The sequence below is a fragment of the Agromyces sp. GQ35 genome (genome assembly GCF_059758475.1).
The window spans coordinates 1,380,175-1,401,916 of the sequence record NZ_JCAXEO010000001.1 but is presented as its reverse complement, the minus strand read 5'-3'; the positions used below and the strand labels follow the sequence as shown (position 1 = coordinate 1,401,916).

Sequence of the window (21,742 nt, the reverse complement as noted above, 5' to 3'; positions counted from 1 at the left end):
TACACGCAGAGGATGGAGATCTCGTCGAGCGTCAACTGCACTGTTCTACCTTACGTCGAAGACTTCGAGCCGGAACCGTCGGTGTCCGCGGTATCTGCCGCCTCCGCACGCCCGGCGTGCTTGTCGGCGAAGGAGGCGACGGCTTCCTCGAGCCCCGGGTCCTCGCCACGGGCGAGGGCGGCGTACTCGAGCACCACTCGACCATCGGGCTTCGTCACGGCCTTGACCCACATGCGGCGCCGGGGCACGAACAGCGACACGAGCAGCCCGCCGAGGATGAGCGCCGCGAAGATCAGCACCCAGATCTGCGTCGGGTCGTGATGGATGTCGAAGCTCGCGAAGCGAGGCACGCTCTGCGAGTAGTCGCCGTCGGCGGCATCCGTGCTCGCCGACTCGGGCGTCGCGTCATCGAAGGTGACCGTGCCGAGGCCGTTCGGCAGCTCGGCGGTCTCGCCCGGCTTCAGCTCGATCGAGTCGAGTCCGGTGTCGCCACCCGTGAGCTGCTCCATGGTCGACGGGTCGAGCGTGTACACCGACGTCGGCGTGCCCTCATCGATGCCGAGGTCGCCCTCGTAGACGTTGAGCGTGAGCACCGGCAGGATCAGGTCGGGGTAGCTCGACGTGTACGCCCCCGTCGTGAGCTCGCTCTGCGTGGGATAGAAGAAGCCGACCATGCCGAGCTGCTCGGGCATGCCGTCGGGCACCTTGACGACGCCGATCGAAGTCAGGTTCGCGTCTTGCGGCAGGAACGGCACGGCGTCGGTGAACACGACCTCGCCCTCGGCGTTCTTCACCGTGATCGTCGGCGCGTAGCCGTTGCCGAGCAGGTAGACGTCGGTGCCGTGCGTGTAGAGCGGCTCGTTGACCTTCACGGTTCGCTGCTCGGCCTCGCCGCCGCGGCCCTGCACGGTGACGTGCGCCGTGAAGTCGATCGGCTGGCCGATCGCGTCTTGGTTGCGCGTCTCGTAGACCGCGTCGAGGTTCTCGAGCGAGAGCCGGTATGGGGTGAGCCGGGTGTCGTTGAAGAAGCGTCCGGGGTTGAACGAGTCGAAGGCAGCGAGGGTGTTGACGAAGGTCTGGCCCTCGACGATCACGCGCTGGCCCGAGAATCCGAAGCCACCGCCGAATCCGACCGCCACGAGCACGCCCAGCAGTGCGGTGTGGAAGACGAGGTTGCCCGTCTCGCGCAGGTACCCGCGTTCGGCCGAGACCGAGGGCTCGCCGCGCAGGGCATAGCCTTCGACCCGGTACCCGGCCTGACGGAGCTGCTTCGACGCGGCGTCGATGGCCGCTTCGGCCGACTCGCCCTCGGGCAGCTCGCGCTCGGTGAACCCCGCAAGCCGCGCGAGCCGCGCGGGCGTGCGCGGCGGCCGCGCCCGGAGCGCATCGAAGTGGTGCTTCGTGCGCGGAATGATGCAGCCGATGAGCGAGACGAAGAGCAGCAGGTAGATCGCCGAGAACCACGCCGAGGTGTACACGTCGAACATCTGCACGCTGTCGAGAATGGGCGCGAGCCTCGGATTGTCGTCGAAGTACTGGGTGACGCCGTTCGGGTCGCTCGACCGTTGCGGCACGAGCGAACCGGGCACCGCGGCGATCGCGAGCAGCAGCAGGAGCAGCAGCGCGGTGCGCATGCTCGTGAGCTGTCGCCAGCCGAATCGCACCCAGCCGACGAAGCCGAGCTTCGGTTGGGCGACGGATGCCTCACCGGCATCCGGCTCGACCGAGTCGATGTGATCGGCGGGACGCGACGGCGCACCCGGATCAGATTGCGGGGACAAAACCCGTGATCACCGCCTGCAGTTCGTACATCCAGATGGACCAGATTCCCGTCACCATGAGCACGCCGATGAGGATCAGCAGCGCCCCGCCCGTGATGTTGATCACGCGGATGTGGCGGCGAAGGAACGAGAGCGAACCCGTCACCCAGCCGAAGCCGGCCGCGACGAGGAGGAACGGGATGCCGAGCCCGACGCAGTACGCGAGACCGAGCAGCACCCCCCGGCCGGCCGACGCCGAGTCGGCGCTGAGCGCCAGCACGACGGCGAGGGTCGGGCCGATGCACGGCGTCCAGCCGATGCCGAAGACGATGCCGAGGAGCGGTGCCCCTGCGAGCCCCGTCGCCGGTCGCCATGACGGCTTGATCGTGCGCTGCATGAACGTGAACTGCCCGATGAACACGAGGCCCATGACGACCAGCAGCACGCCCGCGATGCGCACGATCAGGTCGGCGTACTGCAGCAGCCACGCGCCGGCGACGCCCGCGACGAGGTTGAACGAGACGAAGACCACGGTGAAGCCGGCGACGAAGAGCAGCACGCCGAGCAGCAGGCGGCGGCGGTTCTTGCGCTCGGTGGCCGCGTCGGCCGAGGCATCGGTGAACCCGCCGAGGTAGCCGAGGTAGCCCGGCACGAGCGGCAGCACGCACGGCGAGAGGAACGACACGAGGCCCGCGGCGACCGCGATCGGCATCGCCGCGAGCAACTGCCCGTTCAGCACGATCTCGCCCGCGCCCATCGCTAGGCCCGCTCGTCGAGGAGGTCGTCGATGATCGTCTCGAGGATCGACGCGTCTTTCAGCTGGCCGAGCACACGCGCGGCGACCTTGCCGTCTTGGTCGAGCACGATCGTGGTGGGCACGGCGGCCGGCGGCACCCGGCCGGCGAATGCGAGCTGCGCCTCGCCGCTCTCGACGTCGAGCACCGAGGGGTAGGAGATGCCGTAGTCCTTCTCGAAGGATGCCGCGTTGGCGGCCTGGTCGCGCACGTTCACGCCGGCGAAGCTCACCTCGTCGGCGTCGCTGCCCTCGTACACCTCTTGCAGGATGGGGGCTTCGACTCGGCAGGGCGCGCACCCCGCGTACCAGAAGTTGACGACCTGCACCTTGCCCGCGGCATCCGCGGAGTCGAAGCTGTCGCCATCGACGGTCTCGCCGGTGAACTCGATCGGCTCACCGCGGTCGGACGAGTCGTACACCGTGATGGTGCCGTCACCGGCGATGTAGTTCTTGCCGCTGCCCTCGGCGAACTGGTCTGCGAGGTTGTCGTTGCCGGAGGTGCAGCCCGCCAGGAGGAGAGCGGATGCCACGACCGCCGCCACGCCGGTCGAGTAGCGAGCGAACCGACTGATCATCATCACACCGCCCCCACGTCGGTGGCATCGGCCGAGAGGCCGGCCGCCGGATCTGCGTAGGCGACCTCGGCGAACCGGGCGCCGCGGCGTTCGAGCGTCGTGATGCTCGAGAGGGCGCAGCGGCGCCGGCGAGGGTCGTGCGAGAGCGACAGGCCGGCGAGCCGGCGGTGCACCATCCAGATCGGCAGCTGGTGGCTGACGATCACGACGTCGCCGCCGTCGGCCGCCTGCCAGGCGTCACCGATCGCGGCGAGCATGCGGTCGGCGATCGACCGGAAGGGCTCGCCCCAGCTGGGCTCCCAGGGGTTCACGAGCAGGGGCCAGTTGCGGATGTCGCGGAGTGCACCGTCGACGCCGCGCATGCGTTTGCCCTCGAATCGGTTCTCGGGCTCGATCACCCGCTCGTCGAGCGACGGCTCTAGCTCGAAGACCGCGGCAACCGGTTCCGATGACTGCTGCGTGCGCTGCAGCGGCGAGGAGACGACGGCACTCACCGGTCGTTCGCGGGCGACGAGATCGTCGGCGGCCGACTGCGCCATGCGGCGCCCGAGGTCGGAGAGGCCGAATCCGGGCAGCCGCCCGTAGAGCACGCCCTGGGGGTTGAACACCTCGCCATGGCGCACGAGATGAATCTGCTCGGCAGGCACGGGTTCCAGTCTAGAGAGGCGTTCCCTTTGAATCCGCCGAGCGCCGGGGTCGTGAAACCCCCACAGGTAGGATGGTCGATCGTGAACCCCCGCACCCTCGTCAAGAACCTCGCCGCGCTTCCCGACGGCCCCGTCACCGTATCCGGATGGGTCGAAACGGTGCGTGATCAGAAGAAGGTGCAGTTCGTCATCCTTCGCGACGAGTCGGGCGCGGTGCAGCTCGTGAACCCAGCGACGCGCGAGCTGGAAGACGACGCCGACGCCGCAGCATCCGCTCGCCTCGCGACGACCGAGGCCATCTCGGCGCTCTCGCACGGCTCGTTCATCACCGTGACCGGCGAGCTGAAGCACGACGAGCGCGTGAAGCTCGGCGGCCTCGAGGTGAAGATCGGCGGTTTCGACGTCGTCACCGCGGCCAACCCCGAGACGCCGATCGCGGCCGACTCGAGCCTCGACAAGCGCATGGACTGGCGCTTCCTCGACCTGCGTCACCCGAAGCAGGCCCTCATCTTCCGCATCCAGACCACCTTCCTCCACGCGCTTCGCGGCGTGTGGGTCGAGAAGGGGCTCATCGAGATCCACACGCCGAAGCTCATGGCCTCGGCGTCGGAGTCGCGTGCTGAGCTCTTCGAGGTCGAATACTTCGAGACCAAGGCGTACCTCGCGCAGAGCCCGCAGTTCTTCAAGCAGATGGCGCAGGCGGCCGGCTTCGGCGGCGTCTTCGAGGTGGGCCCCGCCTTCCGCGCCGACCCCTCGTTCACTTCGCGGCACGCGACCGAGTTCACCTCGGTCGACACCGAGATCAGCTGGATCGACTCGCACGAAGACGTCATGGCGCTGCACGAAGAGCTCATGGTCGCCGGCTTCGAGGCCGTGGCCGCCAAGCACGGCGCGGAGATCGCAGAGCTGTTCGGCATCGAGCTGCAGGTGCCGTCGCGTCCGTTCCCGCGCATCCCGCTCGCCGAGGCGAAGCAGATCGTCGCCGACCGCGGCTACGTCATCCCCCGGGCCGACGACGACATGGACCCCGAGGGCGAGCGTCAGATCTCGGCCCACGTGAAAGAGACGTTCGGGCACGACTTCGTGTTCCTCACCGACTACGCCTCGAGCATCCGGCCGTTCTACCACATGCGCCACGAGGGCGACGCGAGCCTCACGAACTCGTACGACCTCATCTACAACGGCGTCGAGATCTCGACCGGGGCGCAGCGCGAGCACCGCATCGACGTACTCGTCGAGCAGGCTCGCGACAAGGGCATGGACCCCGAGGAGCTCGAGTTCTACCTCGACTTCTTCCGTTACGGCGTGCCCCCGCACGGCGGCTTCGGCATGGGTCTCGCACGCGTGCTGATGCTCATGCTGGGCGAGCAGTCGATCCGCGAGACGACCTACCTCTTCCGCGGCCCGACGCGCCTGCTGCCCTAGCGCGACCTCACCGGTCACCTCGCCGAGCGCGAGGTGACGCAGATCGACCTGACCCGTCGCCCGAACGTCGATTCGCGTCACTTCATGACGCTTGCGGGCTCCAGCCGGCGGCGAGCAGTGCCTCTCGAACGCGCTCGAGGCGTTCGACGCGGCGATCACCCACGTGCGTGGCGTTGACGCGGATGACCCGCCACCCCGCGCGAGCGAGATCGTCGAGCCGGTCGACGTCTCGGGCGTACTGCGCGCGATCGCGACGGTGCTGTTCGCCGTCGTACTCGACGAGCACCCGGAATCGGGCGTAGACGAGGTCGCCGATGGCGATCCGCCGACCGCTCCGATCGAGAATGTCGGCGTTGATCTCCGGTTCGGGGAGGCCGAACTCGACCAGATCGAGCCGGAGTTCGGATTCCGCAGGCGAGTCCGTCCTCGTTCGGATCCGCACCATCGCCGCGGCGAGTCGTCGATGGCCACGCCGACCGGCGTTGCGAGCGACTGCGCTGCGGAGTTCGCCGAGCGAGGCGAGCGGATGTCTCCGCTGGACCAGCGCGTCGCCCAGCACGATCAGCTCGCGCTCGCTGAGCTCGGCCGCGAGTTGCCACCACACGTCGACCGCGGAGACGACGGGAAGCGAACGAAGACGGACCTCGCGCACATCGCCACGCTGCACCCGATGGCCGCGCACACCGCGTGCCCGCGGGAAGCTGCCGGGAAGGTAGGCGCCCACGTCGAGGGGATCATCGACCGAAGACCGCACCGGGAGTCGGTGCAGGAGCGCGGCCGTGCGATGGGTGAACACCTCGCACCCACGCATCCGTTGCCGGTACGCCTCGCACCGAGCTTCGATCGTCTGCTGCGCGACGACGACCGTGCGCACGCCGTGGAAGGGGCGCTCGAGATCCGCGCCCCGGAGCCGGCCCTCACCGAACCCCGATGCGCGCGCGTCGGCCGTGGAGAAGGGCCGGATCTGCATCACCGGGGGCAACTGGATTCTCGGGGCCATGCAGCGACCCTGCCGTCTCGTCGGGGGCCGGGCGGTCATCGACCGCGCTTCCGCCGATGATCCGCTGTCCACAGCCACTCTGCGGGCGAGTGGGTCGACACCCGCGGAGGGCCCAGATCCGCGCGATGGCCGCCCGCGAAGTGACGCGAATCGATGCTCCTCGCCGCTGCAAGGTCGATTCCCGGCATTTCACGGGCAGGCGAGAGGGAGGGAGGGAGGGAGGGAGGGAGGGGGGAGGGCGGCGCGTAGGCTCGGGGCATGGTCGAGCTCACGCCGATGGTCCCGCTCGAGGGCGGCACGTTCCGCATGGGCTCGGGCGAGTTCTCTGCCGACGAGACTCCGGTGCACGAGCGCGCCGTCGGGCCGTTCGAGGTCGACATGCATCCCGTCACGAACGAGCAGTTCGCCGCATTCGTCGAGGCGACCGGGTACGTCACAGTCGCCGAGCGACCGCTCGATCCAGCAGACTTCCCAGGCGTCGATCCGGCAGACCTCGTGCCGGGCGGTCTCGTGTTCACGCCGACCGCGGGCCCGGTCGACCTGCGCGACTGGGGGCAGTGGTGGCGCTGGGGCGTCGGCGCGAGCTGGCGGCATCCCTTCGGCGCAGGGTCGTCCGTCGACGACATGCCGACCCATCCCGTGGTGCAGGTGAGCTTCGCGGATGCCTCGGCGTACGCCGACTGGGCCCGCAAGCGCCTGCCCACCGAGGCCGAGTTCGAGTTCGCCGCCCGCGGCGGGCTCGAGGGCGCACGGTTCGCGTGGGGCGACGAGGAGTTCCCCGACGGCCGGCTCATGGTGAACCGCTGGCAGGGCTCGTTCCCGTACCGCAACACCGGCGCCGAAGGCTGGACGGGCGCCTCGCCGGTCATGACCTTCCCGGCGAACGGCTACGGCCTCTTCGACGTCACGGGCAACGTGTGGGAATGGACGACCGACTTCTACGCGCCGCGGCACGAGGTGCCGGGCGTCGAGGCGGTCGACGCCGAAGCCCGCCCGAACCTGCTCGCCGCGGCATCCGCCGAGCCCGGCTCGCGCATTCCGCGCCGGGTGTTGAAGGGCGGCTCGCACCTGTGCTCGCCCGACTACTGCCTGCGCTACCGACCGGCCGCCCGCTCACCGCAGGCCGACGACACGGCGACGACCCACATCGGGTTCCGCTGCGTGCGCGACGCCTGATCGAACGCCGCAGACGGGCCGGCTTCAGCGCAGGCCGTCGGGCTGGACGGTCGAAGGCAGGTCCCGCGTCGCGGGCCCTTCGATCAGCCGGCCGGATGCCTCGAATCGCGAGCCGTGCAACGGGCAGTCCCAGGTGTGCTCGGCATCGTTCCACTGCACGACGCCGCCGAGGTGCGTGCAGATGGCGCGCACCGCGCAGGTCTGCCCGTCCACGGTCGAGACGCCGAACGGCTCACCGCGTCGCGACCCGATGACCCCCTCGCCCTCCGCCGGTTTCGGCAGCGGCGTCGGATTCACCTCCGCCCGCGCCCAGCCCGCGGCGAGCTCTGCGGCGACCTTGCCGTTCTCGGAGGCCCCTCGAGCGAGGTCGGCCGGCACCGTCACCCGAGTGCCGAGCACCTGGATCCACGGCCGATGCTCGCGCCACGGCTCGCCGAGGATCTCGGCTGAGATGCGCATCGCCGCGGCGACGCCGTTCGTGAGTCCCCACTTCGCATAGCCCGTCGCGAACCAGACCCGTCCACGACTCCGGGGCATCCTCCCGGCGAACGGAATCAGGTTCAGCGACTCGTAGTCCTGTGCCGACCATCGGTGCGTCAGCTCGGCTCCCGGAAAATGCCGGCGCGTCCACTGCACGAGCTCGTCGGCCCGCGCGGCCGCCGACGACTCCCGACCGACCGGGTGCGCATTGCCACCCACGAGGAGCTGCAACCCGGCAGCACCGGCTTCAGGGTGCGGCGGTGCCGTGCGCAGCGAACGGGTGGGCTGGTCGACCGAGAGGAAGAGCCCCGGCGTCGGCGGATCCGCGACGCGGAAGGAGGCGATGTACGACCGCGAGTGGCGGGTCTTCGCGAAGTACAGTCCGCGATCGAGCACCGGGGTCGCCGTCGCGACGACGACGTCGTGCGCGCGAAGCGGGCCGTGGTCGGTCTCCAGCACCACGGGGTCGGAGGCGTGCACGTCACGCACCCGCACCCCGGTGACGAGTACGCCGCCGGCGGCGACGAACTCGCGCGCCAGCGCGAGCATCAGCCGATACGGGTCGAGCGCCAGCTGCCCCTCGAGCGCGACCGCTCCGGCGAAGGGGAACTGCACCGGCATCCCCTCGATCATCTCGACCGGCAGCCCGGCCTCGCGCGCCGCATCGAATTCCGCGAGCACCGTCTTCAGGCCGGCGTCGGACTGGGCGTAGCTGTAGGCCGGTTCGACGGCGACGGGGACGTCGTGGGCACCGGCGAACTCGGCGATCCAGGCCTGGCCGTCGAGGTTCGCCTCGACATACGCTCGGGTGACCTTCGCCGAGTGCGAGCGACGGATGCGCTGCAACCGGGTTCCTTGCAGCACGCTCGCCTTGCCGGTGTTGGCGCCCGAGGCGAGGGCGGCGACCTCGGTCGCTTCGACGATCACCACGGAACGACCGGCGCGCTGCAGCATGAGCGCCGCCGAGAGCCCGGTGACGCCGGCGCCGATGACGGCGACATCGGCCGTCGCTTCGGGAAGCGCGGCGAGGGTCCCGTTCTCGACGGGTGCAGGCGCGCCCGCCTTCCAGTATGAGGTCATGCCGCCAGTCAAGACCCGACGACGATCGCCGGCAACGGCTTGACCGTTGCAGAATCGACCGGTAGCGCCTGCCTCGCTGGTGGCGCTCAGCCCGCGAGCAGCGCCGTCGTCAACCGCACCGGATCGATTCGCCAGAAGTCGTGCACCACGTCGTCGATGAGCAGCACGGGGATCTCCTCGGCGTACCGAGCGCGCAGTTCGTCGTCGTCGAGGATCGACCGCTCTTCGAGGACGACGCGCGGCGGGGCATCCGTCACCTCGATCCCACGCAGCACGCCCTGCACGACCGCCCTCGCGTCGTCGCAGAGGTGGCAGCCGGGCTTGCCGATGAGGGTGAGACGGATGTCGCGTGCCATAGGTCGATCGTATGCGGGTCTCGATACGGCGCTGGCGCGCCTACTCGACCGGCGGGTCTCGATATGGCGCTGGCGCGCAGGCTCGACCGGCGGGCGCCGAAGGCACAGCGAAAAGCGCCAGGCCGAAGGGCCTGACGCTCAGCCGGTAGTGCCGAAGGACTACTTCTTGTTGCGACGCTGGTGGCGCGTCTTGCGAAGCAGCTTGCGGTGCTTCTTCTTCGCCATACGCTTGCGGCGCTTCTTGATGACGGAACCCATCAGAACCTCACAGAAAAGATCAGTCGGTCGCGCGTGCCGCGGCCGTTGGCTCGAAAGCCTCGGGGTAGTCTACCGGATCCGCGCGGTCGCACTCGCCCGATGGGTTAGCGTCGAGGGATGCCACACCACGACATCGTCATCCGCACCACGTCGGAGGCCGACTGGCAGGCCGTGCGGGCGCTCCGTCTCGAGATGCTGCGCGACTACCCCCTCGCCTACGCCGAGACCCTCGCAACGGCGCTCGATGTCGATGAGGCAGGCTGGCGGCTTCGGGGGGCACGCGGCACGAACCCGCGCCAGACCTCGGTCGTCGCGATCGACGGCGACCGCTGGATCGGCCACATGGGCGGTTACATTCCGGATGCCACGTCGGGCCCGGTGCTCGTCGGTGTCTACGTGGCGGCCGACCACCGAGGCGAGACGGCGGGCGTCGCCCGGATGCTGCTCGACGCCATCGAGGAGTGGGCGCTCGGCTTCGGTGAGACGCTTCGCCTCGAGGTGCACGAAGACAACCCCCGCGCCATTCGGTTCTACGAGAAGCTCGGCTTCACGCAGACCGGTCGCAGCCGCGAATACGAACTCGCGCCCGGCGGCCTCGAACTCGAGATGATCAAGCCGCTGCGCTGACCCGCCCCGCGAGTTGAGTCCGTCGAACCGGGTACGGCAAACTCCTCCTCATGACCTTCGTCGACATCCTGCTCATCATCGCGATCCTCGGCAGCGGCATCGTCGCGGGAGCGTTCTTCGCGTTCTCGACGTTCGTGCTCCAGGGAATCGACCGGGCGGGCGCCGCCGAGGCCGCGCGCGCCATGCGCGGAATCAACGTCACCGCCGTGCGGGCCCCGTTCATGATCGCCATCTTCGGCACCGCGCTCGTCGCCGCGGTGCTCCTGGTCATGGCCTTCCTGGGGGAGCCGGCCGGCGCGACGTGGTGGTCGATCGCCGGAGCGGCGCTCTACCTCGTCGGCGTCGTGGGCGTCACCGGCGGTGCGAACGTGCCGCGCAACAACGCGCTGGCAGCGCCGGCGGACTCGGATGCTTCGGCGCTCGCCGAGGCGTGGCACGTCTTCCGTCCGGGGTGGCTCGCGTGGAACCACGTGCGCACCCTCACCGCGACCGCGGCGTGCCTCGCGTTCGTGCTCGCACTCGTCGCTGCGCTGTGAGTTGACGTCGTCGAGGCGGGCAGCGCGGGTCAGCGGCGCTTCTTGGGCACGACGACCGCGGTGACCTGGTGCGCCGTCTCGGCGAACGCCTTGCCGATGGCCGACGCGAACGCGAACTGCTCCTCGTTCAACGCGACATCGCCGTTCGCCGCAGCACCCGCGAGCGTCGCAGCGTCGGCTGCGGCATCCGTCGACATGAACGGAATCAGCCAGTCCTCGAGCGTCTCGAGCGGCGTGCGGTCGAGCTTGTAGTAGCGGTGCTGGCCCTCTTCGCGCACCGCCACCAGGCCCGAGTCCCGCAACACCTTCAGGTGCTTCGACACCGTCGGCTGGCTCGCGCCGAGCGCCGTCACGATCTCGGAGACGCTGATCTCGCCGCGCGAGGAGGGCACCGCACCCTCGCGTTCGAGGAGCACGGCGAGGATGTCGCGCCGTGTCGAGTCCGCCACCACGTCGAAGATGTCCGCCATGCCCCAAGGCTAGTCATTCACGGCGGGGAGTACCATGACACACGCATCCGGTGACGGCACAGAGGGGGCTCGATGCGCGCACAGCCGATACGGCGGCTCGGCCGAGTCGACCGCCGGTCTTGGCTCGGCAAAGCGCGTGACGCGCTCGACGCGTTGGTCAAGAGCTCACCGTCGCGCTTCGCGATCCTCATCTTCGCGGCTCTGATCCTCGTCACCACCCTCCTGCTGTCGCTGCCGATCGCCCGGGCCGGCGAACGCAGCAGCTCACCGCTCGCCGACGCGCTGTTCACCGCGGTGTCGACGATCTGCGTCACCGGCCTGACGACCGTCGACATGGCCACGTACTGGTCGCCGTTCGGCAACGCCGTCATCTTCATCGGCATGAACATCGGCGGCATGGGCGTGTTGACGCTCGCGTCGATCCTCGGCGTCGTGATCTCCCGGCGACTCGGCCTCCGAGCCAAGCTCATGGCGGCGAGCGACTCGAACCCGTCGCGCGTGCACGTCGGCCCGGTGGCCGAGCGCCAGGCGATCCGCCTCGGCGAGGTGGGCGGGCTTCTCGTGACCGTCGCCGTGAGCACGCTGACGATCGAGGCGGTGATCATGCTCGGCATGATCCCGAGCGTGCTCGCCGCGGGCTACGACCTCGGCACCAGCATCTGGTACTCGGCGTACTACTCGGTCAGCGCCTTCACGAACACGGGCTTCAACCCCAACCCCGCCGGTCCGGTCGAGTTCTTCGACGACTACTGGTTCCAGTCGCTGATGATGATCGCGGTCTTCCTCGGCAGCGTCGGATTCCCGGTGATCTTCGCGCTCGCGAAGCTCTGGCGCAAGCCGCGCCGGTGGAGCGTGCACGTGAAGCTCACCCTCGCGACCACCGGCATCCTGTTCGCGCTGGGAGCGCTGGCGTTCCTCGTGCTCGAGTACGACAACCCGAAGACCTACGGCGGCTTCAGCTTCGGCAAGACGTTGTTCGAGGCGTTGTTCATGTCGACGATGACGCGGTCGGGCGGTTTCTCCACCATCGACATGGCCGACCTGTATCCATCGAGCCTGCTCGTCTCGGACATGCTGATGTTCGTGGGCGGCGGCTCGGCGTCGACCGCGGGCGGCATCAAGGTGACGACCCTCGCGGTGCTCTTCCTCGCCGCCTTCGCCGAGGCGCGCGGTGCGCCCTCGATGGAGGCCTTCGGCCGGCGCATCCCGCGCGACATCCTGCGACTCGCCGTGAGCGTCGTGCTGTGGGGGGCGACCATCGTCGCCGTGTCGACGATCATCCTGACCCAGATGACGAAGGCGCCGCTCGACTTCGTGCTGTTCGACGTGATCTCGGGGTTCGCCACGTGCGGTCTGTCCACGGGCATCACGTCGAGCCTGCCACCCGAGGGCAAGTACGTGATGGCGGCCACCATGTTCATGGGGCGGGTTGGTACAGTGACACTCGCCGCGGCCCTGGCGGCGAGCCAGCGCCGGCAGTTGTTCAAGCGTCCGGAAGAGAGGCCCATCGTTGGTTGATCGAATCAGGCACGACGCCCCGGTGCTCGTGATCGGCCTCGGCCGATTCGGCGCGGCCACCGCGGGTCAGCTCGACCGGCTCGGCCGCGAGGTGCTCGCCGTCGACGAGAGCGAAGCACTCGTGCAGAAGTGGTCGGAGCGGGTGACCCACGCCGTCGTCGCGGACGCGCGCTCGCTCGACGCCCTGCGCCAGATCGGCGCGCAGGATTTCTCGATCGCGGTCTGCGCGGTGGGGTCGTCGATCGAGGCATCCGTGCTCATCACCGCCAACCTCGTCGACCTGAAGATCCCGCAGATCTGGGCGAAGGCGATCTCCGCGTCGCACGGCAAGATCCTGCAGCGCATCGGCGCGAACCACGTGATCTACCCAGAGCGCGAGGCCGGCGAACGAACCGCGCACCTCGTGAGCGGGCGCATGCTCGACTTCATCGAATTCGACGACGACTTCGCCCTGGTGAAGATGTACCCGCCGAAGCCGATCCGCGGCAAGAACCTCACCGAATCGGGGGTGCGGTCGAAGTACCGCGTGACCGTCGTCGGCGTGAAGAGCCCCGGCAAGCCGTTCACGTACGCGACCGAGCACACCGTGGTGTCGAATCACGATCTCATCATCGTGTCGGGCACCGAGGGCGACATCGAGCGGTTCGCGGCGCTCGAGTAGACGGCGTACTCGGCGAGCGCGCTGCGACGGTCAGCCGGCGAGCATCATGATGACGCCGACGACAGCCGCGAGCGCGGCGATGCCGAGGAACACGAACCCGATCATGCGAAGCGCGCGCCGCCCCGCGGGGGGTTCGTGGAGTCGCAGCCGGTGCGGCTCTCGCTCCTTGTAGTACGCGAGCTCCTCATCGGCATCGGTGACGTGCGCCCGCTCATCGGAGCTGAGCGCGCGCGTGTGGAACCCGCCATCGGCGAACCACCGGATGACACTGCCCTCATCGCGGTCGACGACGACCGCCTCTGTGCGGAGCCAGCGCCCGTCGGCGAGGCGGATGAGCAGTGCGAGCAACAGGAAGACGAGGCCCGCGGCGAGCGCGAACCATCCGATCACCTCGACCACGAGCGAGACGACCTCTGCAGCACTCATGAGGCAACGCTAGTGCCCGGGGCGGGGGCGGGAAGGCACCGGCGCGCTCGCCCCGCAGCCCGCCGACACGTCCGCCTCGTCCGCACGCACCTACGCTGGAACCCGTGGACTGCTCCTACTTCGACGCCCGGCGCTGCACGTCGTGCTCGCTCATGGGGCAGCCGTATGCGAAGCAGCTCGCGGACAAGCAGCGCCACGCTGAAGAGCTGCTCGCCGCGCACGACGGGCTCGACTGGCTGCCACCCGTCGCGAGCGCCGAAGCGGGCTACCGCAACAAGGCGAAGATGGTGATCGGCGGCACGACCGAAGCCCCCACGATCGGCATCCTCGACGCCGACGGCCACGGCATCGACCTCGAAGCGTGCGGCATCTGCTCGCCTGGCCATCGCGCCGCGTTCCCGGTCATCTCCGCGTTCATCACTCGCGCGGGGCTCACCCCGTACAACGTGCCGGCTCGAACCGGCGAGCTGAAGCACCTGATCCTCACCGAATCGCCCGACGGCGAATTCATGATCCGCTTCGTGGTGCGCTCGACCGAGCCGGTCGGCCGCATCCGCAAGCACCTGCCGTGGCTCATGGCCCGACTGCCGAACGCCCGCGTGGTCACCGCGAACGTGCTGCCCGAGCACAAGGCGGTGCTCGAGGGCGAGCACGAGATCGTCTTCACCGAGGCATCCACCCTGTCGATGCGCCTGAACGACGTGACGATGCACCTGCGCCCGCAGAGCTTCTTCCAGACGAACACCGAGATCGCCGCGGCGCTGTACTCCGAGGCACGCGACTGGGTGCGCAGCCTTGCCCCCGACTCGGCCTGGGATCTCTACTCGGGCGTCGGCGGCTTCGCGCTGCACATCGCGGATGCCGCGGCATCCGTCACGGGCATCGAGACGAGTGTCGAGGCGGTCGCGAGCGCCGAGCTGAGCCGAACGGATGCCGCGCTCTCACGCGTGCGGTTCGCGGCCGGCGATGCCACGGCGTTCGCGGTCGGCGCCGACGACGCCCCGGACCTCGTGGTCGTGAACCCGCCCCGGCGGGGCATCGGCCGCGAGCTCAGCGGATGGCTCGAGGCATCCGCTGTTCGTCACGTGCTGTATTCGAGTTGCAACGCCGCCTCGCTCGCCCGCGACCTCGAGGCGATGCCGTCGCTCCGGCCGGTGCGCGGGCGGGTGTTCGACATGTTCCCGCAGACGACCCATTTCGAGGTGATGGTGCTGCTCGAGCGCGCCTGACGAACCCGATCAGGCGGCGGGGCCGGCAGCCCCGCTCGCGGCGCGGGCGAGGCAGAAGCGCCGCACGGGCTCGCTCGGCACGAGTTCAGCCAGCCGCGCGTACTGCGTCGCAGCAGCATCCCGGCGGCCGGTGCGCCAATCGAGGTCGGCGAGCGCGAGGCTCGCGTCGATCGCGGCGTACGGCGCGGCACCGTCTGCGAGCGCTTGCAGTTCGCGTCCGATCGCCCGGAGCTGCGCCGTGCGCTCACCCGAGGGCGGTGCGAGCAGGCTCCGGTGCAGTTCGGCCGAGTATCGCGCGACGGTCACCGAGGGCGCACCCCAGACCCGCTCGAGGGAGCGGTAGAACGCGACGACTCGATCCCAGTCGGTCTCGGCGAAGCTGGCCGCCGAGCTGTGCAGCCCGGCGATGGCCGCCTCGATGACGAACCGGCCGTCACCGCGGTCGGCTGCGGCCGCCGCGTCATCGAGCCCGGCCTCGATCAAGCGGCGATCCCAGCGGCGACGGTCGACCTCGTCGAGGGGAATCGCCGCGCCCTGCTCATCGAGCCGGCCCGGACGGCGGGCGAGTCCGAGTCGCACAACGGCCCGGAGACCCCGGACCTCGGCGTCGTCGGGATACTCGGCGACGAGCGCATCGGCGATCGACAAGGCCTGACGGCCGAGGTCGTCGAGCGGAGTCCGAGGGTCGAGCACGTCACGGTGCGCGACCGTGAACATGCCGGCGACGCTCGCGAGCACGACCGGCAGGCGAACGCGCCGTTCCGGCGCTTCGGGCACGTGGAATCGTCCGCGCGCCTCGGCGAGAGCTCGCTTGGCCCGCGTGAGCCGGGCGGCCGCGGCAGACGTCTGCACGCCGAGGTGGGCGGCGATGCGCGACACCTCGAGGCCGCACACCACTCGAAGGGCGAGCACGAGGCGCGCCTGCTCAGTGAGTGCCGGGTCGCACGCGACGAAGAGCAGCGCGAGCCGGTCGTCGAGGCCGGCACCCGGAAGGCGATCTCCGTCGGCGAGGTGCTCCCCCGCAGCATCCGTGCCGAGCCGCAGCGGCGCCGACTCGGCGGCGAGCCGCTGCAGGTGTCGTTGCTCGACGACCGAGCGACGGTGACCGTCGATCCACGCCCGCTTGCCGACGGCGATGCACCAGGCCGCGAGCGAACCGAGCGGGGGCCGATCGGCGCCGGCCTCGGCGACGGCCCTCGCGATCGCCTCGGCCGCGTACTCCTGCGCGTCGTCGAGGCTGCCCGTGTAGGCGGCCAGGGCACGCACGATCCGCGGCCAGGCTTCGACGAAGTCCTCGCCAAGACCGGCGACCGGATCGCTCACGAGGCGGGGAACACCTTGCGCCACTCGATGTGCCCACCGGTCGGCACCAGTGCCGCGATACGCCGGGCAATGGCCTCGTCATCGGTCTCGACGAGGTAGAACCCCGAGACGACCTCGGTCGTGTCGGGGTACGGGCCGTCGGAATAGACGGCGTCCTGCTCCGCCCGATCGCCGGCACCCGGCGTGACCCGGCCACCGTACCGCGCGTTCTGCAGTGCCGAACCGCCGACGAGGCGCGCACCGAGCCGAGCGACGGCCTCCTGAAACGCGGTGTGCTCGGGGAAGTTGTCGGCCGGGTCGCCGCCCGGGACTCCACCGCCGGAGAGGTAGGCATCGGAGTCCCAGTCGGGCTCGTGGATGAGATAGACGTACGTGTCGGTCATGGCGTCTCCTTGGTCGATGCCCGCTCGGGGCTGTGACGAGGGTCGTCACACCATGGTGACGAAGTGCGCCGCGAAAAATCGACATCGCGCGAAGAATCGCCCGGAGTCGTCACTCGACCGGCGGCGCAGAAGGCAAGGAGGCCGTCATCCGCTCGAGTTCGGCGATGCGCGAGGCGCGATCACGAGGCACTCCGGGCACACCGGGAAGCTGCTGATCGGCTCGCGGCCCGTCGAGCGGGCGGAAGTCGACGCCCCGCTCGTCGAGCCACGCGAGATACCCGGGCAATCGCTCGGCGAACGAGGCCCAGTCGAGCGGGCCGCCGTTCCACGCGACCTCCGCGAACGCGCCGAGCCTCGGGAACACCGCGTAGTCGAGGCGACCCCGCGTGTCGAGATGCTCGGTCCAGACGTTCGCCTGCACGCCGATCACGCGCTCACGAAGTGCCGGCGACGACGTCGCGGACACGGGGGCGAATGCGGCCACGTCCTCGAGCGAGAGCACGGTGCCGACCGGGATCGGCTCGGCCGGGTCATCCGACTGCCGGTAGTCGAAGTACGTCCAGAGGTCGGGGCAGAGCACGACCTCGTGGCCGAGGCGGGCGCCGAGCTCGGCCCCGACCGGGCCGCGCCACGAGGCGACGATCGCGTCGGGGGCGGGGTCGCGCCCCTCGAGCATCTCGTCCCACCCGATCACCCGGCGACCGCGCGCCGCGAGATGCCGGGCGATACGCCCGAGGAACCACGCCTGCAGCTCCTCCTCATCGGCGAGGCCGCGCTCGGCCATCAGCTCCTGCGTGCGCGCGTCGGCGCGCCATCGCGCCTTCTGCGCCTCGTCTCCGCCGATGCCGATGACCTCGGAGTCGAACACCTCGCACAGCTCGTCGAAGACGTCGCAGACGAACGCCATGGTCGACTCCTCGACGTTCAGCACCTCGTCGGAGATGCCGAATCGCGTCCACGGCTCGGTGACCCGCCGGGCAACCGCAGCCGCGCCTCCGACGCCGTACTCGGGATACGCCGCGAGGATCGCCCGCGCATGCCCCGGCACGTCGATCTCGGGAACGACACGGATGCCGCGGGCGGCCGCATACCGCACGAGATCCCGCAACTCCTGCTGGGTGTACCAGCCCTCGTGGGGCACCCCGTCGAGCGTCGAGGCCGGTCCGTGCCCGAGCTGCGATGCGGATCGGCGGCCGCCGACCTCGGTGAGTCGTGGATGCGCGCGCACCTCGAACCGCCACCCCTGGTCGTCGGTGAGGTGCAGCTGCAGCACGTTGATGCCGTGCGCCGCGAGCAGGTCGACGAACCGCTCGAGTTCGGGCATCGGCCGGAACCGACGGGCCACGTCGAGCATGACTCCGCGCCATGCGAACCGCGGCTCGCCCACGAGCGCCAGCGGTGCGCGCGCGTGCATGCCCGGGTTCACGCGCCGGCCGCCAGCTCGCGGGCGCGTGCCAGCGCGGCGTCGGTCGCGTGGTCGAAGATCTCTTTCAGCGCTGCTTCCTCGAGCACCGCGACGGCACGTTCGGTGGTGCCCTTCGGGCTCGTCACCCGACGGCGCAGTTCGGTGGGGCCGACATCGGATGCCGCGAGCAACTCGCTCGCGCCGCGGAACGTGCCCTCGACCATGACCGCTGCCTGCTCGGGCGCGAAGCCCTTGTCGATCGCCGCCGCCGTCAGCTGCTCGATCAGGTAGAAGACGTACGCGGGGCCAGAGCCCGAGATCGTCGAGAGCGCGTCGATCTGCGCTTCTGGCACGACGAGCACCTCGCCGACGGTCTCGAAGAGCGACACGGCGAGCGCGAGGTCGGCGTCGCTCGAGCGCGTGCCCGCCGAGACACCGGTGACGGCGCGGCCGACGACCGCCGGCGTGTTCGGCATCGAGCGGATCACCGCGACCGACTCGGGCAGCAGCGACTCGAATGTCGCCACGGTGACGCCGGCCGCGACGCTCACGACGACAGCGCCCGGATCGAGCGCGTCGGCGATCTCCTCGAGCAGTGCCGGCACCATCGCGGGCTTGACCGCGATGACCACGAGCTTCGCGCCCGCGACGGCACTGCGGTTGGCTGCGGCATCCGTCTCGGTGGCGAATGCGGTGACGCCGGGCAGCTCGGCGAGCTCCGCCGCTTTCTCGGCGCTTCGGTTCGTGGTGCGAATGCCGCCGTCGATCTCGATGCCCGGCTGGAGGAGGCCCGTGAGCACGGCTCGGGCCATCGACCCGGCCCCCAGGAACGCGATCGCGGGCAGTCGGACGGGGGCGTCGGCACTCATGCGACCATCCTAGGTTCGGGCTCGAACGCTGTGCCCCGCCGCAGATGTAGCCCGCGCTCACGCCCGTTTAGGATTGCTCCATGAGCGCATCGGGCGGAACCAAGGCAATCATCGCGGCATTCCTCGCGAACACGGGAATCGCGATCACGAAGTTCATCGCCTGGTTCTTCTCCGGCTCATCGTCGATGCTCGCCGAAGCCGTGCACTCGGTCGCCGACGCCGGCAACCAGCTGCTCCTCATCTTCGGCGGACGCCAGGCGAAGAGGGCCGCCGACAAGGAGCACCCGTTCGGCTACGGCCGCGAGCGGTACGTGTACGCCTTCGTCGTCTCGATCATCCTGTTCTCCGTCGGCGGTCTCTTCTCGATCTACGAGGGCATCGACAAGCTGCAGCACCCGCACGAGCTCGAGGTGCCGTGGCTGCCGATCCTCGTGCTCTCGATCGCGATCGTGCTCGAGTCCTTCTCGCTGCGCACCGCGGTCAAGGAGTCGAACCTCGTGCGGGGCAAGCAGAGCTGGATCCAGTTCGTCCGCCGCGCGAAGGCGCCCGAACTGCCCGTGGTGCTGCTCGAAGACATCGCGGCGTTGCTCGGCCTGGTCTTCGCGTTCATCGGCGTCGGGCTCACCATCATCACGGGAAACCCGTTCTTCGACGCCATCGGCACCCTCTTCATCGGCGCCCTGCTGATCGTCGTCGCCGTCGTGCTCGGCATCGAGACGAAGTCGCTGCTCGTGGGTGAGGGTGCGACCGACGACGACCACGCCAAGATCGAGCAGGCGATTCTCGCGGGCCCCGAGGGCGCGCGCATCATCCACATGAAGACCCTCTACCTCGGGCCCGACGAACTGCTCGTCGGTGCGAAGGTCGGCTTCGCCTCCGACCAGCGACTGCTCGAGGTGGCGGCGACGACGAACGCGATCGAGACGCGCATCCGCGCGGCGGTTCCCGCAGCACGGGTCATCTACGTCGAGCCCGATGTCTACGTCGAGCCGAACCTCGCCGCCCCGCCCACCGACGCGATCGTCATCAAAGGCCTCGAGTGACGGGTGCCGTGCGCACCGCACTGGTGCTGCGACACGACTCGGCCATCGGCCTCGGAAATCTGGGCCCGACGCTCGAGGCGCACGGGTGCGAGATCGTCACCGTCGACGCGCCGACGACGGATGTCGCTGCACTCGATGCGCTCTCGCCCGACCTCGTCGTCGTGCTGGGCGGCGATGAGGGCGCCTACGAGACCGATCGCTTCCCGTACCTCGCCGACGAGATCGCGCTGCTCCGCACGCGCATCGCCGCGCGAGCAATGCCCTCGCCGGTCGAGTAGCGACGCAGGAGCGTATCGAGACCCGCTCGTTCGAAGGGCCCGACCCCCGCGGCTCTCGCGCTACTGCCACGTCGCCGTGTCGGGATCGATGCCGTGGGCGCTCGCGCTCGCGTCGACGACTCGACGGAACCATTCGGCGAGGCCGGTGCGGATACCGTCGTAGTGGGCGGCGAATGCCGGATCCGCCTCGTACATGCGGCCGAGACAGACCTGCATCTGCCGCGAGAGCGGAAAGTTCGACGCCGAGAAGACCTCACGGTGCCGCTCGACGAGGTCGTTCGCTTCGTCGCTTCCCGGCGCGACCCCCGCGTCCATCGCATCGCCGAACGCGCGGTCGAGCTCGGCGATGGCGTCGGCGGCGGCCTGCCACTCCTCGGCCGAGCGCACAGCCGAGCGTTCGGCGAACTGCCGCCATTGCGTCGTGTCTCCGTACCGCTCACGGGCCTCGGCGGACCAATCGGGGTTCCACTGGGTGCCGAAGATCGCGGCCTGCTGCTCGACGGTCAGCAGCAGGCCGCGCTCGTGGGCGTCGATCATGCGGTCGAGTCCGACACTGAGCTGCTGGAGGCGGTCGATCCGTTCAGCGACCTGGGCGAGTTGCACACGCAACGCGCCGGGCACGTCAGTGGTCGAGTCGTCGAGGATGTGCCGGATGCCGTCGAGCCCGAGACCGATCTCGCGGTAGACGACGATGCGGTGCAGGCGTTCGAGATCGGCGGCGGTGTACAGCCGGTATCCGGCCGTCGTGCGCAGCGTCGGTCGGGCCAGGCCGATGTCGTCCCAATGGTGCAGTGCCCGCACCGTCACGCCCAGTCGCGATGAGACCTGACCGACGGTCAGACCGTCGGCGTCGGCGGCTACGGCATCAGACATGCTCCCCATTGTCGCCGCGGACGGAGGCCGGCGCGGTGGTGATGCCGATGGCCTCGAGATTGCGCGCCTCTTGGCTCACCGGGTCGAACGGCTTCGCGGCGGTGAAGACGATCCGCGCGTTCTCGGGCGTGATCACCTCCACGTCGCGAGTGTTCCAAGGAGTGTCGCGCGGGCCGTCGACCGATTCCGGCCGCAAAGCGCGGCATGCCTCGACCAGCGCGTCGACCTCGCTGAGGACGCCCGAGAAGCTGAAGCTCATCGCCGGAGCCTCATTCGGGACGCTCGCCGCCGCCACGAGGAGGACGTCTTGGAACGCCCACCGACGCAGATGCACCAGCGTGCCGGGGATGCCGAAGAGTTCGAAGAACCCGAGCCCGCGCGTCCAGAAATCCACCGAGGCTGCCAGGTCGCTCGTCGGGATCGACACGAACGCGGGCATGCCGTAGATGCCGCGGAACAGCTCCGGCGCGACGGCATCAGGCCCGGGGGTCGGCACAGGGCTCATCTCGAATGCGTTGTAGTAATTGCTCATGGACCCACCCTCCGGC

The 21,742-nt window shown here is 69.7% G+C and carries 25 protein-coding genes; 9 read left to right on the top strand and 16 right to left on the bottom strand.

Translation table 11 applies throughout. The annotated features are described in order from the left end of the window. Nucleotides 1-50: 50 nt before the first annotated feature. Genes resB through AC6CH0_RS06610 form a run of 4 tightly spaced genes read right to left on the bottom strand, consistent with a single transcriptional unit; the run spans nt 51 to nt 3,778 of the window. Nucleotides 51-1,781 carry a cytochrome c biogenesis protein ResB gene (gene resB, locus AC6CH0_RS06625; protein WP_498099014.1) on the bottom strand — a complete coding sequence of 577 codons (1,731 nt, stop codon included), beginning with the start codon at nt 1,779-1,781 and terminating at the stop codon, nt 51-53. After that, nucleotides 1,765-2,517: a cytochrome c biogenesis CcdA family protein gene (locus AC6CH0_RS06620; protein ID WP_498099013.1), complete on the bottom strand. Its 753-nt coding sequence runs from the start codon at nt 2,515-2,517 to the stop codon at nt 1,765-1,767. The genes resB and AC6CH0_RS06620 overlap by 17 nt, the downstream gene beginning before the upstream one ends. Nucleotides 2,518-2,519: 2 nt before the next feature. Next, complete coding sequence (locus AC6CH0_RS06615) at nt 2,520-3,134, bottom strand: TlpA family protein disulfide reductase (protein WP_498099012.1); 615 nt, start codon at nt 3,132-3,134, stop codon at nt 2,520-2,522. Continuing rightward, nucleotides 3,134-3,778, bottom strand: a complete 645-nt coding sequence (locus AC6CH0_RS06610; protein ID WP_498099011.1) for a histidine phosphatase family protein — start codon at nt 3,776-3,778, stop codon at nt 3,134-3,136. Before AC6CH0_RS06610 ends, AC6CH0_RS06615 begins: the two co-directional genes overlap by 1 nt. 81 nt (nt 3,779-3,859) lie before the next feature. Here AC6CH0_RS06610 and aspS point away from each other — a divergent pair, with 81 nt between their 5' ends. Next, nucleotides 3,860-5,203 carry an aspartate--tRNA(Asn) ligase gene (aspS, locus tag AC6CH0_RS06605; protein ID WP_498099010.1) on the top strand — a complete coding sequence of 448 codons (1,344 nt, stop codon included), beginning with the start codon at nt 3,860-3,862 and terminating at the stop codon, nt 5,201-5,203. An 82-nt stretch (nt 5,204-5,285) separates the two neighbouring features. On the opposite strand, the gene AC6CH0_RS06600 is transcribed toward aspS, so the two are convergent. Continuing rightward, the gene (locus AC6CH0_RS06600; protein WP_498099009.1) at nt 5,286-6,203 is read right to left on the bottom strand and encodes a DUF559 domain-containing protein; all 918 of its coding nucleotides are present in this window, start codon (nt 6,201-6,203) and stop codon (nt 5,286-5,288) included. 258 nt (nt 6,204-6,461) lie between these two features. On the opposite strand from AC6CH0_RS06600, the gene AC6CH0_RS06595 reads away from it, so the two are divergent. Next, a complete protein-coding gene (locus AC6CH0_RS06595) occupies nt 6,462-7,379 on the top strand; it encodes a formylglycine-generating enzyme family protein (protein WP_498099008.1) in 918 nt (305 codons plus the stop codon). A gap of 24 nt (nt 7,380-7,403) precedes the next feature. Here AC6CH0_RS06595 and AC6CH0_RS06590 read toward each other — a convergent pair whose 3' ends face one another. From AC6CH0_RS06590 to AC6CH0_RS06580, 3 genes are all read right to left on the bottom strand, one after another. Next, the gene (locus AC6CH0_RS06590) at nt 7,404-8,939 is read right to left on the bottom strand and encodes an FAD-dependent oxidoreductase (protein WP_498099007.1); all 1,536 of its coding nucleotides are present in this window, start codon (nt 8,937-8,939) and stop codon (nt 7,404-7,406) included. Between the two features lie 86 nt (nt 8,940-9,025). Continuing rightward, nucleotides 9,026-9,295, bottom strand: a complete 270-nt coding sequence (locus AC6CH0_RS06585; protein WP_498099006.1) for a glutaredoxin family protein — start codon at nt 9,293-9,295, stop codon at nt 9,026-9,028. A gap of 159 nt (nt 9,296-9,454) precedes the next feature. Then, nucleotides 9,455-9,553: a 30S ribosomal protein bS22 gene (locus AC6CH0_RS06580; protein WP_003792170.1), complete on the bottom strand. Its 99-nt coding sequence runs from the start codon at nt 9,551-9,553 to the stop codon at nt 9,455-9,457. A gap of 117 nt (nt 9,554-9,670) precedes the next feature. On the opposite strand from AC6CH0_RS06580, the gene AC6CH0_RS06575 reads away from it, so the two are divergent. Further along, entirely contained in the window at nt 9,671-10,180 is a 510-nt protein-coding gene (locus tag AC6CH0_RS06575) for a GNAT family N-acetyltransferase (protein WP_498099005.1), read from the top strand. A 50-nt stretch (nt 10,181-10,230) separates the two neighbouring features. After that, on the top strand, nt 10,231-10,716 hold the full coding sequence (locus AC6CH0_RS06570; protein WP_498099004.1) for an anthrone oxygenase family protein: 486 nt from the start codon (nt 10,231-10,233) through the stop codon (nt 10,714-10,716). A gap of 29 nt (nt 10,717-10,745) precedes the next feature. Here the strand turns inward: AC6CH0_RS06570 and AC6CH0_RS06565 are convergent, their stop codons facing one another. Continuing rightward, nucleotides 10,746-11,186, bottom strand: coding sequence for an ArsR/SmtB family transcription factor (locus tag AC6CH0_RS06565; protein WP_498099003.1), 441 nt, complete (start codon nt 11,184-11,186; stop codon nt 10,746-10,748). Between the two features lie 72 nt (nt 11,187-11,258). Here AC6CH0_RS06565 and AC6CH0_RS06560 point away from each other — a divergent pair, with 72 nt between their 5' ends. Together AC6CH0_RS06560 and AC6CH0_RS06555 are read left to right on the top strand one after the other, a co-directional pair. Continuing rightward, nucleotides 11,259-12,704 carry a TrkH family potassium uptake protein gene (locus AC6CH0_RS06560; RefSeq protein WP_498099002.1) on the top strand — a complete coding sequence of 482 codons (1,446 nt, stop codon included), beginning with the start codon at nt 11,259-11,261 and terminating at the stop codon, nt 12,702-12,704. Continuing rightward, nucleotides 12,697-13,365: a potassium channel family protein gene (locus AC6CH0_RS06555; protein ID WP_498099001.1), complete on the top strand. Its 669-nt coding sequence runs from the start codon at nt 12,697-12,699 to the stop codon at nt 13,363-13,365. The genes AC6CH0_RS06560 and AC6CH0_RS06555 overlap by 8 nt, the downstream gene beginning before the upstream one ends. 30 nt (nt 13,366-13,395) lie before the next feature. Here AC6CH0_RS06555 and AC6CH0_RS06550 read toward each other — a convergent pair whose 3' ends face one another. Continuing rightward, nucleotides 13,396-13,791 carry a hypothetical protein gene (locus AC6CH0_RS06550; RefSeq protein WP_498099000.1) on the bottom strand — a complete coding sequence of 132 codons (396 nt, stop codon included), beginning with the start codon at nt 13,789-13,791 and terminating at the stop codon, nt 13,396-13,398. A 104-nt stretch (nt 13,792-13,895) separates the two neighbouring features. Here AC6CH0_RS06550 and rlmC point away from each other — a divergent pair, with 104 nt between their 5' ends. Then, nucleotides 13,896-15,020, top strand: coding sequence for a 23S rRNA (uracil(747)-C(5))-methyltransferase RlmC (gene rlmC / locus AC6CH0_RS06545; protein WP_498098999.1), 1,125 nt, complete (start codon nt 13,896-13,898; stop codon nt 15,018-15,020). A gap of 9 nt (nt 15,021-15,029) precedes the next feature. On the opposite strand, the gene AC6CH0_RS06540 is transcribed toward rlmC, so the two are convergent. The 4 genes from AC6CH0_RS06540 to proC all read right to left on the bottom strand — a co-directional run bounded on the left by AC6CH0_RS06540 (nt 15,030) and on the right by proC (nt 19,000). Continuing rightward, complete coding sequence (locus AC6CH0_RS06540; RefSeq protein WP_498098998.1) at nt 15,030-16,343, bottom strand: DUF6596 domain-containing protein; 1,314 nt, start codon at nt 16,341-16,343, stop codon at nt 15,030-15,032. Further along, the gene (locus AC6CH0_RS06535; RefSeq protein WP_498098997.1) at nt 16,340-16,726 is read right to left on the bottom strand and encodes a YciI family protein; all 387 of its coding nucleotides are present in this window, start codon (nt 16,724-16,726) and stop codon (nt 16,340-16,342) included. The genes AC6CH0_RS06540 and AC6CH0_RS06535 overlap by 4 nt, the downstream gene beginning before the upstream one ends. Before the next feature lie 109 nt (nt 16,727-16,835). After that, nucleotides 16,836-18,140 carry a beta-N-acetylhexosaminidase gene (locus tag AC6CH0_RS06530; protein ID WP_498098996.1) on the bottom strand — a complete coding sequence of 435 codons (1,305 nt, stop codon included), beginning with the start codon at nt 18,138-18,140 and terminating at the stop codon, nt 16,836-16,838. A gap of 8 nt (nt 18,141-18,148) precedes the next feature. Then, on the bottom strand, nt 18,149-19,000 hold the full coding sequence (gene proC, locus AC6CH0_RS06525; protein ID WP_498098995.1) for a pyrroline-5-carboxylate reductase: 852 nt from the start codon (nt 18,998-19,000) through the stop codon (nt 18,149-18,151). Between the two features lie 80 nt (nt 19,001-19,080). Here proC and AC6CH0_RS06520 point away from each other — a divergent pair, with 80 nt between their 5' ends. Together AC6CH0_RS06520 and AC6CH0_RS06515 are read left to right on the top strand one after the other, a co-directional pair. Then, entirely contained in the window at nt 19,081-20,043 is a 963-nt protein-coding gene (locus AC6CH0_RS06520; protein ID WP_498098994.1) for a cation diffusion facilitator family transporter, read from the top strand. Between the two features lie 8 nt (nt 20,044-20,051). Then, entirely contained in the window at nt 20,052-20,321 is a 270-nt protein-coding gene (locus tag AC6CH0_RS06515) for a type 1 glutamine amidotransferase family protein (RefSeq protein WP_498098993.1), read from the top strand. 60 nt (nt 20,322-20,381) lie between these two features. Here the strand turns inward: AC6CH0_RS06515 and AC6CH0_RS06510 are convergent, their stop codons facing one another. After that, a complete protein-coding gene (locus AC6CH0_RS06510) occupies nt 20,382-21,194 on the bottom strand; it encodes a MerR family transcriptional regulator (RefSeq protein WP_498098992.1) in 813 nt (270 codons plus the stop codon). Then, on the bottom strand, nt 21,187-21,726 hold the full coding sequence (locus AC6CH0_RS06505) for a VOC family protein (protein ID WP_498098991.1): 540 nt from the start codon (nt 21,724-21,726) through the stop codon (nt 21,187-21,189). The genes AC6CH0_RS06510 and AC6CH0_RS06505 overlap by 8 nt, the downstream gene beginning before the upstream one ends. Nucleotides 21,727-21,742: the final 16 nt, after the last annotated feature.